Raw genomic sequence first — 12,287 nt, 5'->3', positions numbered from 1 at the left:
GGAGAAGGGCCACTGCGCCGCGGACGCAGCCACAGGCGCGTGAAAAGGCGACCAGAAGATCAACCCTCGGACTGCAGTTCGGGGTCCTTCTTGAGGCCTGTCAGGCCGTTCCAGGCGAGGTTCACCAGGTGCGCGGCTACGGTTTGTTTGTCGGGCTGGCGGCTGTCCTGCCACCACTGGCCGGTCATGGCCACCATGCCTACGAGCATCTGGGCGTACATGGCCCCGTCTTCGGCGCTGAGGCCGCGGCGGTCGAATTCGTCGGACAGAATGTGTTCAACACGGGCCGTGACGTGGGAGAGCAAGGTGGAGAACGCGCCTTCGGGCTGGGACGGGGGAGCGTCCCGCATCAGGATCCGGAAGCCTTCGGTGTGGTCTTCGATGTAGGTGAGCAGGGCGAGGGCGGCACGCTCCACGAGGACACGGGGCTTGGCTTCCTCAGTCAGGGCAGCGCTAATCGAGTCCAGGAGAATTCGGAATTCGAAGTCCACAACTTGGGTGTACAGGCCCTCCTTGGAGCCGAAGTGTTCGTAGATCACGGGTTTTGAAACGCCGGCGCAGGCCGCGATTTCCTCGATGGTGGTGCCCTCGAGTCCTCGTGCGGCGAAAAGGCCACGGCCTACGTCGATCAGTTGGCTGCGCCTCTGCACGCCAGTCATCCGTACCCGGGGTGGGTTGTTACTCACATTTCCATCATGCCTTAGGGCCGTTGGCTGGCGCGGTTGAAACGGTCGGAACCACCTGCGGGACGGGACTTGGGGTGCCGCGATTCCTGCCCGTGTCGCGGGCTGCCCTGAACCCATGGCAAAATAACTACTTGTGCCTTGGCCTTGCGCCTCTGGCACGGTCCGCCCTGGTGTAATGGCAGCACCCCGGCCTTTGGAGCCGTGGAGTATAGGTTCGAATCCTATGGGCGGAACTGCTGTGCCGAGAGCGTCCAGTAGTATGAACTCGGTGCCCCGCAAGGCTTGTGGCCGGCCCGGCACCGCACCCAGCGCCACGCGCAACCAAGCAAGGAGAGCCCGTACGTGATCCCCGAGAATATCGGCCCCGCCGCCGTCATTGTTCTGGCAGCAGGCGCCGGTACCCGGATGAAATCCCGTACTCCCAAGATCCTGCATGAGATCGGCGGCCGGTCCATGGTGGGCCATGCCCTCCTCGCGGCCCGCAGCATCAACCCCGGGCGGTTGGCTCTGGTGGTCCGCCACGAACGCGACCTGGTGGCCCGTCACCTGAACGATCTGGACCCGGACGCATTGATCGTGGACCAGGACGAAATTCCCGGCACCGGCCGTGCCGTCGAGGTGGCACTCCTGGCCCTGGACGCCCGCGAAAAACTTTCCGGCACCGTGGTGGTGACGTACGGCGACGTTCCGCTCCTCAGCGGCGGCCTCCTGGCCGACCTGGTGGCGACACACGAACGCGAAGGCAATGCTGTCACGGTGCTCACCGCCCGGCTCGCTGACGCCACGGGCTATGGCCGTATTCTCCGCGGCGATGACGGTTCCGTCACCGGCATCCGCGAGCACAAGGACGCCACAGAAGCCGAACGCCTGATCCGCGAGGTCAACTCCGGCATCTACGCTTTCGACGCCGCAGTCCTCCGCGACGCGCTGGTCCATGTCACCACTGATAACTCGCAGGGTGAGATGTACCTGACCGATGTGCTGAGCCTGGCTCGTCAGTCCGGTGGCCGGGTTGCCGCCGTCGTCACCGAAGACCGCTGGCAGGTGGAGGGCGCCAACGACCGCGTGCAGCTCTCGGCCCTCGGCGCAGAACTGAACCGCCGCACGGTCGAAGCCTGGATGCGGGCCGGAGTCACCGTTGTTGACCCCGCCACCACCTGGATCGATTCCACCGTCACCCTGGATGAGGACGTCCGTATCCTCCCCAACACGCAGCTGCACGGTGCCACCACTGTGGCGAGGGACGCCGTCGTCGGCCCCGACTCAACCCTGACGGATGTTCGCATCGGCGAGGGCGCCAAGGTGACCCGTACACACGGTTCCGGTGCTGTTATCGGTGCCGACGCCGTCGTCGGACCTTTCACCTACCTGCGGCCAGGCACAGTACTTGGTGACACCGGCAAAATCGGCGCCTTCTACGAAACCAAAAACGTCACCATCGGCCGGGGATCCAAGCTTTCCCACCTCGGCTACGCCGGCGACGCTGAAATCGGCGAGGACACCAACATTGGCTGTGGCAACATCACCGCCAATTACGACGGCGAGAAGAAGCACCGCACGGTGATCGGCTCTGGCGTCCGCACAGGTTCCAACACAGTGTTTGTTGCACCGGTCACCGTGGGGGACGGTGCCTACAGCGGCGCCGGCGCGGTGATCCGCAAGGACGTCCCGGCCGGAGCGCTCGTCCTCTCGGTTGCTGCCCAGCGCAATGCCGAAGGTTGGGTTGTTGCCAACCGTCCCGGCTCGCGCTCGGCAGAGCTGGCCCAGGCTGCCGCGTCAGACTCCTCAAATACCCCAGCATCAACAGAAGAGGGCAAGTAATAATGAGCGAAATTACCGCACACGGCGAGAAGAAGCTGGTGCTTGCCGCAGGGCGGGCACACCCCGAACTGGCGCGGGAAATCGCGAAGGAGTTGGGGACAGAGCTGCTGCCGATTGACGCCTACGACTTCGCCAACGGGGAGATCTACGTTCGCGCCGGCGAGAGCGTCCGCGGAACCGACGCGTTTGTCATCCAGGCCCACCCTGCCCCGTTGAACAACCACTTGATGGAACAGCTGATCATGATCGATTCGCTGAAGCGGGCCTCCGCCAAGCGGATCACGGTGGTGTCCCCGTTCTACCCGTATGCACGTCAGGACAAGAAGGGCCGCGGCCGCGAACCCATTTCCGCCCGGCTGGTGGCGGACCTTTACAAGACGGCCGGCGCAGACCGCATCATGAGCGTTGACCTGCACACCTCCCAGATCCAGGGCTTCTTCGACGGCCCCGTTGACCACCTGATGGCCATCCCGCTCCTGGCCGACTACATCCGGACCAAGGTGGGCGCCGACAACGTTACGGTTGTCTCCCCGGATACCGGCCGCGTGCGTGTCGCCGAACAGTGGGCTGAGCGCCTGGGCGGGGCTCCGCTGGCGTTCGTGCATAAGAGCCGTGACCTCACCGTGCCCAACCAAGCCGTCTCCAAGACCGTGGTGGGCCAGGTCCAAGGCCGGACCTGCGTCCTGATCGATGACATGATCGACACCGGCGGGACCATCTCCGGAGCGGTGCAGGTGCTCATGAATGCCGGTGCCAAGGACGTCATTATCGCCGCGACCCACGCAGTGTTCTCCGACCCCGCCGCCCAGCGGCTGGCCGAATCCGGTGCCCGTGAAGTAGTGGTCACCAACACCCTGCCCATCGCCTCCCACCAGCGTTTCCCGCAGTTGACGGTGCTTTCCATCGCGCCGCTCATAGCCCGCGCCATCCATGAAGTGTTCGACGACGGTTCAGTCACCAGCCTGTTCGACGGCAACGCCTAACTCGGCGTTCCGTCGGCCGGCGCCGGTCCCGTTTTCAGTTTTCGGGTCCGGCGCTGGTAAACTTTTTCACGATACCTTGGCGAGGGAGAGCAGTCTCCGTTATCGACTGGGTCTGAATCTCCCTTCCGGAAGGGCGCCAAACGGTCGCCCGGCGTTGAAGGTCGCAACAGACCTCCGCCCTTGCTGAACACCATTTAGTCTTCCGAGGAGATACACATGTCTGAGCAGAAGCTCGCAGCAGAAGTACGCACCGAATTCGGCAAGGGCTTTGCCCGCCGCGCTCGTATGGCCAACCTGATCCCCGCAGTCATCTACGGCCACGGCGCAGAGCCGATCCACATCACGCTGCCGGCCAAGGCCACCACGCTGGCAGTCCGCACGGCCAACGCCCTGCTCTCGCTGGATATTAACGGCGAAGATCACCTCGCCCTGGTCAAGGACGTCCAGCGGGACCCCATCCGCCAGATCATCGAGCACATCGACCTGCTGACCGTCCGCAAGGGCGAGAAGGTCACGGTGGACATCCCCGTCCACGTTGTTGGCGAACTGGCTCCGGGCAACGTCTTCAACCAGGAACTCACCGTCATCTCCCTTGAGGCCGAGGCAACCCACCTGCCCACCGCCGTCGAGGTAGACATCGAAGGGCGCGTCGCCGGACAGCACATCCTCGCTTCCGACCTGGTCCTGCCGAAGGGTTCCGTCCTGCTGGCCGACGCCGACGCCCTGGTTATCAACATCTCCGAGGCCACCGAGGTCTCCGACGAAGAGGCCCAGGCTTCCACTGAAGCCGCTGCCGAGTAATACCCACTCAGCCGGCAACTGTGGCCGGGCCCCGTTGGGGTCCGGCCACAGCCATGTCCGGACCACCTTAGGATGGAACAATGACTGACACCTGGCTGATTATCGGCCTCGGCAACCCCGGGGCCGAATACAAAGGCAACAGGCACAACGTTGGCCAGATGGTTCTTGACGAACTCGCCGGCCGGCTCGGCGGAAACTTCAAAACCCACAAAGCCCGGGCCCAGGTCCTCGAAGGGCGGTTGGGGGTTGGCGGGCCGCGCGTGGTGCTGGCCAAGCCGCTGAGCTACATGAACGTTTCCGGCGGACCCGTGACTGCCCTGGCGAATTTTTATGGCATTGGACCAGACCACGTGGTGGCGGTACATGATGAAATTGATATCCCGTTCAACACCGTCAAGCTCAAATGCGGCGGTGGCGAGGGCGGCCACAACGGACTGAGGGACATGTCCAGGGGGCTCGGCACCAAGGACTACCTGAGGGTCAGGGTGGGCGTGGGCCGCCCGCCAGGCCGCATGGATACTGCCGACTATGTGCTCCGTGACTTTGGCACCACGGAGCGCAAGGATGTGCCGTTTCTGCTGGATGAGGCCGCTGATGCCGTCGAGATGCTGGTCAGGGACGGGCTGACAGCGGCGCAGCAGAAGTTCCACCCGGCGAAGCCCGACGTGTAGCAATGGGACCAAAAATGCGTAATCCCTGTTCAGCCTTCCTTACCTAGGGGTAGTCTTCTTCCTAAGCGGGGGGGCGATGGGGCTTGTTCCCGCTTTATTGGGATGTAGGGGATAAGTTCATGTCAATCGAGCCACTTAGCTGGGAACGTGGGTCACAGTTCAAGGACCCTGAGCTGCGTACGGAAACCGCTGGCATGTCAGAGGCGCAGCGATGGTCCGCGCCAGCACGCAGCGCCAATCTCGAAGCCGTCCGCACGGCGCTGACCAGCGTCGACTCTCTCGGAGTGGTCATCACGGGCGGTCGCGGTGTCGGCAAGTCATCCTTGGCCAGGACTGCCGTATCCGAGCTTGGCCCCGATGTTTGGACGCTGCAGTTGCGTTCCGGGACCACAGCGGGCGACACCCCTTACGGATGCCTGGCGTTCCTTCTCGCGCGTCTTCCCCAGGCCTACATGGGCTCTCCGACCGCAATTCTGCGTGGCATAACGTCACTGATCCGGAGCGACGCCGCCGGTCGCCAGTGCGTCATCACCTTGGATACTGCAGGCAGCATTGACGACATGAGTGCTGGTGTCCTGCTCAATATCCTCCTGACCGGAACCGCACGCATTGTTGCCGTGGCACCCAAAATCAGCGATCTGCCGGCGGACTTCCATTGGCTTCTCACCGACCGACGGCTGACGGAAGTCCGGCTGGACAACCTGAATGAGCTGCAGACCCGCCAGGTGTTGCTTTCCCTGCTGGGCCACCGTGTCTCAGCCTCCTTGGTCAGTACCTTCCACACCATGGTGGGGGGGAACCCGCTGCTGCTCAAGGCGCTGGTGGCCGAGCAGCAGCAGTCCGGAAATCTTGTGCTGTCGGATTCGGTCTGGACATTGCGGGACAAAGTAGTGCTCGACGGCGCGGCGAGCCTCGAGGACATCGTGCGGTCGCGATGGTCCAGGCAATCTCCCCAGGAGCAGGAAGTCATCGAAATGCTTTCCTGTGCCCGGAGGGTGGAGCTCTCAAGGCTCACTGCTGTGTACGGTGCCGGCATCGTAGCGGACATGGAAGATGCAGGGCTGCTGGAGATCGACGCGTCCGAGAGCCGCTGGGTATCACTGCGCGAAATGTACCTCGGCGACGTTGTGCGCTCCTGGCTCAGCATTAGCCGGCGGCGGGAACTGCGCAACGTTCTTCTGGACGGTCAGGAACCGGACCCGGCCAGTATGACCGTGGAAGAGCTGATGGCATTCGCTGCGTGGACGCACGAGTGTGAGGCCGACCTGAGCCCCACTCTGGCGCTGGCTGCAGCCGAAGCGGCCGTGCAGCTCTTTGATCCGCACTTCGCCCTCAAATATGCCGAGACGCTGAGGCGCAACGACCCCCAATGGGTGGCAGGGCAGCGCCAGAAGGCTGCTGCCTACCTGCTCCTGGATCTTCCCGTCCAGGCGATGGCGGCCCTGGACGACATCTCACAGCCGCAGCTGGACAGTCTGGAGGTCCAGGAATACACCCAAGTCATCGCCGCAAAATCACGTGTCATGGTTTGGCTACCGGACCACGCCGACAGGGTACCGGCCCTGCTTCAGACGGCCCGGGAACGGCTCGGAGCAGAAACTGGTAGCGCGAAAGAATGGCCTGACCCTGCTGCCGCTGCAGCCAACAGGATCAGCCTGAGCGAATTCGAGTACCAGGTGTTCGTGGGAGACTACGCAGCGGCCATTCCCGGCTTGGAAGCCGCTGCTGACCCCGCGCTCAACCCCGATCTTTGGTTCCGAATGAATTCCGCCATGATCCTCATGACCGCCTTGGCCCTGACCGGGCGGGAGATGGATGCCTTAAGCCTGATGAGGCAGTTGGGCGGCCAAATTTCCGACGCCGGCCAAATCGTGGGCCTGCGGGAGATTTTCACTGAACGTGCTTACACCGTCCTCTTGACCGCCGGGCAGTGGCACCGTTGCATCGACCTCCTCAATCCATCCGCAGCACGTGAGATCAACCAGCTTCCGTACCGAAGCGCCGGTACTGAGCTGGCGGCCGGGATCGCCTACGTTTACGCGGGGCGTGGCGCCGTCGCCTTGGATTCGCTGCTCTCAGCGGTGGCCCAGCTGGAACTGCGGCCCTCACAGGGCATCCGCCGTGAAGCCTACGCGGCTGTTGCGTTCGCTTATGCGCAGTTGGGCAATGCCGGGCAGTCCCGGAAGTATTTGGACAAGTTGCAGCGGACCGGGGGCGCCGCCGATCATGCGACCCGGAGCATCACTGACTTCTGCGCCGACATGGCCGGTCGGTGGCTGAACGACACTGAAGCCGTCAACCGCCTGAAGGATTCTGCCCGCCGCGACATCGCGGCGGGGAGGTACACGCTTGCCGGGATCAGCCTGCTGGGGGCCACAGTCCACGGTACAGAGGCCGACTTCCGCCTGCTCGAAGAGGTGGCCGGTCACCGCCAGGGTCCCTTAGCGGAAATCTCGCGTTTGATTGCCGTGGGCACCAGGACCCATGACGCCAAGACATTGCTTGCCGGCGGTGAGTTGGCGGCCACGCTGGAACTCGATGCTGTTGAGGCGCGATGCATGGCGCTTGCAGTTGACTTCGCCCGCCAGGCCGGCGACCCGGCCGCGGCAAGGACCGCCCAGGCGCGGCTGGACATCCTCGCTGCCACCGTGGCCAGCCTGCCCATCGTGCCCAGCAGCGGAAGCCCTCTCCTGACCAGCAGGGAACGGCAGATTGCGCGGCTCGCGGGCAGGGGTGCCTCCAACCGCGACATTGCGCTGGATATGGGTGTCTCTGTCCGCACAGTGGAAGGCCACCTCTACCAGGTCTTCACCAAACTGGGAGTCACATCCAGGGGTGATCTGACTGGACTCGTCTAACGGCCACTCACCGAAACCGGGCCGCTTGCTCACGGGGCGGCGGCAGCCGCTGGATCGGATCTGCAACGTCATCCGGACCCGAACCAGCCAGGCAGTGTTCCTGATGGCGGGCCCGGGCATCGGCAAGACCGCGTTGGCCGAAGCCATCACCGAGCGGCTGGCGACTGACATGATCGTTGTTCAGATCCATGGAAGTTCATCGCTCTCAAGCGTTCCTTTTGGCATCCTTGCCCCATACACAGCGGAGCTGACTGCCGAGGATTCGGTGTCACCGGTGGCTGTCCTGAGGTCCGTCTGGAGCTACTTTGAAAAGCTCAAGGCCGGCAGGGACGTACCGCTGCTGCTCGTGATGGATGATGCACACCACCTGGACGATGCTACGGCCAGCATCGTTGCAGATATGATCTCTGCGGGCTGGGCCAGCGTCGTGGCCGCAGGCAGGCCCCGGCCCGGCCTGCCCCAGCCTCTGGCGCAGCTTTGGTATGACGGCCTTGCCGATCGCGTGGACCTTCGTCCGCTGAACCGGGAACAGATCGAGGAAGTCCTCGCCCACGCCCTGGACGGCACTGTCCCCGCCGGAACCGTTGACACCATCTGGAGTGCCTCCGGCGGAAACCCCCGGATCCTTGATGCCCTGCTCCATGACGCCGCCGAAGGAGGCCAGCTCGCCAAACGGAACGGGATCTGGATGCTGCTGGGGCAGTTGCCGGCCGACGGGCCGCGACTGACGAACGTGGTGGTCAAGGACATGCTGCGCCGCACGCCCGCAGAGCAGGAAGCCCTGAAACTTATTGCGCTGGCCGGGCCGGTGAGCCGAAAGGTGATCGAGGACATCTGCGGCGCCGAAGTGGTGCGCTCCCTGCTTGATCAACAGATGGTCGTGGAGAGTCATGGCACCCCCGCTGATCTTCGGATCTGGAACGCTATGTTCGGCGACGCCCTCCGTTTAACCATTTCCGTTTCCCGGAGCCTGCAACTTCTGGAAAGGGTACGCGAGCACCTGGGCACGTCCCCAGCCGGGCCAGAGGGCCGGCTGAGAGCTGTCGAGTGGGCGCTTGAATGCGGAGTGAAAACAGCAGAGCCTGAGCTCCTTGAAGCGGCCAGCACGGCGTTGGCCCACTTCAGGAGCCGAAGCGCCCGGTCCATGGCGGCAAAGATCGTGGACCCGGCACTCGTGCCCGAGGCCCAGGCCATTCAGGCGCGGGCTCTCTTCAACGAAGGCGACCACGCGGGCGCGGCCAAGCTCCTGGACGGATGCTGGCTGCAGCTGGGAGCCGGCGCCGCAGCCGCCCTGATGCTCAGGGCATTTGTCCATCAGGCCCTGGGAACACCACTGGCAGTGTTTGCGGCCGAGTCCCGCGAAGTACTCCATAGCGCCGCTGCGGAAGCAGAGCCCGCGGTGGGCTCGGGCACCGGGGCCGGGGCCGGGGCTGAAGTTGGTACAGCCACGCCCTGGCAGGAGCAGTTGCTGCGCCTTCTCGAATTCGGCGAAGCTGGGAACTGTGAGGCCCTGGACAATGAGGTCCAGGACTTTCGGAGTCGTAACCCCGCCAGCGTTACCGACCACGCGTTATGCACTGTGGGAACTGCCCTGCTTGCACAGACATACGCGGCAGCCGGACGCGCCGTCCAGGGCCTGGATGCCGGACTGCTGGCGGTTTCGGAACTCCCTGCGCTCGAAAGCGGTGTGTTTTTCTTTAATGAGTTCGTCCTGGGCCGTCTGGTGGCCGATTACCTGGCCTTGGGGGATTGGGCGTCAGCGGAACAGGAGCTGGTGGACTATGCGGCTGCTCACCCTCTGGACGCCGCCGCCTTCGCCGGCAGCATCCAGGTGCTACGCGGATATTCACTGCTGCGGCAGGGGCGGATGGAACGCGCTTACCAGACGCTGCTTCCGGCAGTGGAGACCCTGAGGCTCAGCGATCCTTTGCAAGTGTTCCGGTTCGGATCCGCGCTGGCGTTCTATGTGTCGGCGAGGCTGGGTGACGCTGCCCAGTCCAGCAGGCTCGAGCTGGATTACAAGGACTCGCCACAGGGTTCAGCCAGTCAGGAACTGCTCGCGACGGCCTACGCCGCGGCGGGTTCGGAGTACGTGACCCGTGACGGGAAGGGCCTGGCGTCCCTCCATACCCTGGCCACCACCCCCGAGGTCTCAGCCCGGGGCGGCACGCTGCTGGAACTGTTGGTACTGTGTTGGGACTTGGGTGACCATTCGGTGATTCCCCTGGTGCACACCCTGGCAGGAAACGTCCAAGGCCGCTGGGCTGCGGCGCTACTCACCCTTGCGGAGCATTGGGAATCCGCCGACGCCGACGCCCTGATGGAGATGGCGGCCCGGCTTGAAACCGAGGGCTTCGTCAACGTGGCAAGGGAAGCATACGCGCGGGCAAGCGCCGTGTTGGAAGCAGCCGGTGAACGGCGCCGGTCCCGCCAGGCGGTGGCCCTGCGGGAGAAATGCGACCACGAACTTGGCGAGCGGTTCCGGGAAGGTCAGTTCATCTCCGCCGCGCCCACGGTGCACCTTACCCGCCGTGAACAGGACATCGTGGAGCTGGCAGTCCAGGGCCTCACGGATCGGGAGATCGCCCAGCGGCTCATGGTCTCCGTCCGGACAGTGGAGGGCCACCTGTACCGCACCTACGTGAAACTCGGGGTGCGGAGCCGCGACGAACTCTCCACTGCCCTGGCCCACTAGGTCCTCCGCCGCACGTTTCCGTTCGCTGACCGGTATGCTCCAGAGACTCTTTGCCGGCGGGCGTGCCGGGCGCCCAGTACGCTCCGCTGCCTGCCTGCCTGCCTGCCTGCCTGCCTGCCTGCCTGCCTGCCTGCTTGCTGTGTCGAGGCGTGTCTTGACTTCGAGTGGCCCCGCATCTGGAATACGCGTATCAGCGGGGCCTGACCCGGTAGCCTTGCCGTCGAAGTCGAGTACTGCCTACTCGTGTTGTCCGGGTCCGCGTGCGATTAACTTGAGTCGGGAGGAAGGAGCGGCGAAAGCCCTCCGACTCCCACCATCAGACTTTCCAGGTCTTGTCTCAATGAAATCTTTCCGGCCCGGGGCCCCCCCCCCCGCCCCCCCGCCACAGTGGTGTTGTGGGACAATTGAATGTCAATCCATTGGCATCTCAAGGAGTTCACTTTGGCATTCGTCACCACGCCAGCCACGCTGGAACATGCCGTTCCGGCCATGGACAACGCCGAAGTACTCAAAATCAGGAATGACTTCCCGGTGCTGGACCAGCTGGTGAACGGCCGGCCGCTGGTGTACCTGGATTCGGGCGCCACATCGCAGAATCCGCTGAGCGTTATCGAGGCGGAGCAGGAGTTCTACGAACAGCGCAACGCGGCGGTGCACCGGGGTGCCCACCACCTTGCGGTCGAGGCCACCGAAGTCTTCGAAGATGCCCGGCAGACCATTGCGGACTTCATCGGAGCCGACTACACGGAAACGGTGTGGACCTCCAACGCCACAGAGGGCCTGAACCTGGTCAGCTATGCGCTCTCCAATGCCGCACTCTGGTCTGCCCAAGGTCGCGGCGACGCCAGGCTGAAGGAGCTGGCTGTCAACCCGGGGGACCAGATCGTGGTCACCGAAATGGAGCACCACGCCAACCTGATCCCTTGGCAGGAACTCGCCTTCCGTACCGGCGCCACCCTGCGCTACATCCCCATCGACGACGCCGGAGCCCTGCGCCTGGACGTCGCGGCTGAGATCCTGGGAAGCAAAACCAAGGTCCTCGCCTTCACCCACGCGTCCAATGTCCTGGGAACTATCAACCCCGTCACCGAGCTTGTGGCCCTTGGCCGGGCGGCGGGAGCGCTGGTGGTGCTCGACGCCTGCCAGTCCGCGCCCCACCTGCCGCTGAACGTCAAGGACCTCGACGTCGACTTCGCCGTCTTCTCCGGCCACAAGATGCTCGCGCCTACCGGAATCGGCGTGCTGTACGGCAAGCAGGACCTTCTGGATGTGCTGCCGCCGTTCCTCACCGGCGGTTCAATGATCACCACGGTGACCATGGACCGGGCCGAGTACCTGCCCTCGCCGCAGCGCTTCGAAGCGGGCACCCAGCGCATTTCCCAGGCTGTAGCCCTGGCCGCCGCCGCCAGCTACCTCACGGAAACGGGACTGGCCCGGGTGCACCGCTGGGAGGCGGAGCTTGGCCAGCGCATGGTTGCAGGCCTTGAAGCCCTTCCCGGAATTCGCGTCCTGGGACCCGCCGCCGGGCAGGAGAGGATTGGCCTGGCCGCGTTCGACGTCGAAGGTGTGCACGCGCACGACGTCGGGCAGTTCCTGGATTCCCGGGGCATCGCGGTCCGGGTGGGGCACCATTGCGCCCAGCCCTTGCACCGTCGCCTGGGCCTGACGGCAACCACCAGGGCGAGTGCTTACCTGTACAACACCACCGACGACGTCGACGCTTTCCTTGAGGCCGTTGCCGGCGTCCGCTCCTACTTCCGCGTCTGACGCGG

Annotated in this window: 8 protein-coding genes and 1 tRNA gene; 8 read left to right on the top strand and 1 reads right to left on the bottom strand. The window is 64.4% G+C overall.

Annotated features, from left to right (window positions below; all coding sequences use genetic code 11):
- Nucleotides 1–59: 59 nt before the first annotated feature.
- Nucleotides 60–686, bottom strand: a complete 627-nt coding sequence (locus AC1DIM_RS03860) for a TetR/AcrR family transcriptional regulator (RefSeq protein WP_477709172.1) — start codon at nt 684–686, stop codon at nt 60–62.
- Between the two features lie 161 nt (nt 687–847).
- Between AC1DIM_RS03860 and AC1DIM_RS03855 the strand changes: the two genes are divergently transcribed.
- From AC1DIM_RS03855 to AC1DIM_RS03820, 8 genes are all read left to right on the top strand, one after another.
- Nucleotides 848–919, top strand: a tRNA-Gln gene (locus AC1DIM_RS03855).
- A gap of 109 nt (nt 920–1,028) precedes the next feature.
- Complete coding sequence (gene glmU, locus AC1DIM_RS03850; protein ID WP_477709171.1) at nt 1,029–2,507, top strand: bifunctional UDP-N-acetylglucosamine diphosphorylase/glucosamine-1-phosphate N-acetyltransferase GlmU; 1,479 nt, start codon at nt 1,029–1,031, stop codon at nt 2,505–2,507.
- Between the two features lie 2 nt (nt 2,508–2,509).
- Nucleotides 2,510–3,490: a ribose-phosphate diphosphokinase gene (locus AC1DIM_RS03845; protein ID WP_477709170.1), complete on the top strand. Its 981-nt coding sequence runs from the start codon at nt 2,510–2,512 to the stop codon at nt 3,488–3,490.
- A 216-nt stretch (nt 3,491–3,706) separates the two neighbouring features.
- On the top strand, nt 3,707–4,291 hold the full coding sequence (locus AC1DIM_RS03840; protein WP_477709169.1) for a 50S ribosomal protein L25/general stress protein Ctc: 585 nt from the start codon (nt 3,707–3,709) through the stop codon (nt 4,289–4,291).
- An 80-nt stretch (nt 4,292–4,371) separates the two neighbouring features.
- A complete protein-coding gene (pth, locus tag AC1DIM_RS03835) occupies nt 4,372–4,962 on the top strand; it encodes an aminoacyl-tRNA hydrolase (protein ID WP_477709168.1) in 591 nt (196 codons plus the stop codon).
- A gap of 119 nt (nt 4,963–5,081) precedes the next feature.
- Nucleotides 5,082–7,820, top strand: a complete 2,739-nt coding sequence (locus tag AC1DIM_RS03830; RefSeq protein WP_477709167.1) for a LuxR C-terminal-related transcriptional regulator — start codon at nt 5,082–5,084, stop codon at nt 7,818–7,820.
- A gap of 25 nt (nt 7,821–7,845) precedes the next feature.
- On the top strand, nt 7,846–10,515 hold the full coding sequence (locus AC1DIM_RS03825) for a LuxR C-terminal-related transcriptional regulator (RefSeq protein ID WP_477709166.1): 2,670 nt from the start codon (nt 7,846–7,848) through the stop codon (nt 10,513–10,515).
- A gap of 441 nt (nt 10,516–10,956) precedes the next feature.
- Complete coding sequence (locus AC1DIM_RS03820; protein WP_477709165.1) at nt 10,957–12,282, top strand: SufS family cysteine desulfurase; 1,326 nt, start codon at nt 10,957–10,959, stop codon at nt 12,280–12,282.
- The last annotated feature ends 5 nt before the right edge of the window (nt 12,283–12,287 follow it).

The sequence above is a fragment of the Pseudarthrobacter sp. 01T43 genome (assembly GCF_056398665.1).
The sequence above is the reverse complement of the archived record's forward strand: the minus strand, read 5'-3'. Positions and strand labels throughout refer to the sequence as shown.

Excerpts from the sequence above, each read along its gene's own strand:
- AC1DIM_RS03830 (WP_477709167.1), top strand. The coding sequence starts at position 5,082 with ATGTCAATCGAGCCACTTAGCTGGGAACGTGGGTCACAGTTCAAGGAC.
- AC1DIM_RS03840 (WP_477709169.1), top strand. The coding sequence starts at position 3,707 with ATGTCTGAGCAGAAGCTCGCAGCAGAAGTACGCACCGAATTCGGCAAG.
- pth (WP_477709168.1), top strand. The coding sequence starts at position 4,372 with ATGACTGACACCTGGCTGATTATCGGCCTCGGCAACCCCGGGGCCGAA.
- AC1DIM_RS03845 (WP_477709170.1), top strand. The coding sequence starts at position 2,510 with ATGAGCGAAATTACCGCACACGGCGAGAAGAAGCTGGTGCTTGCCGCA.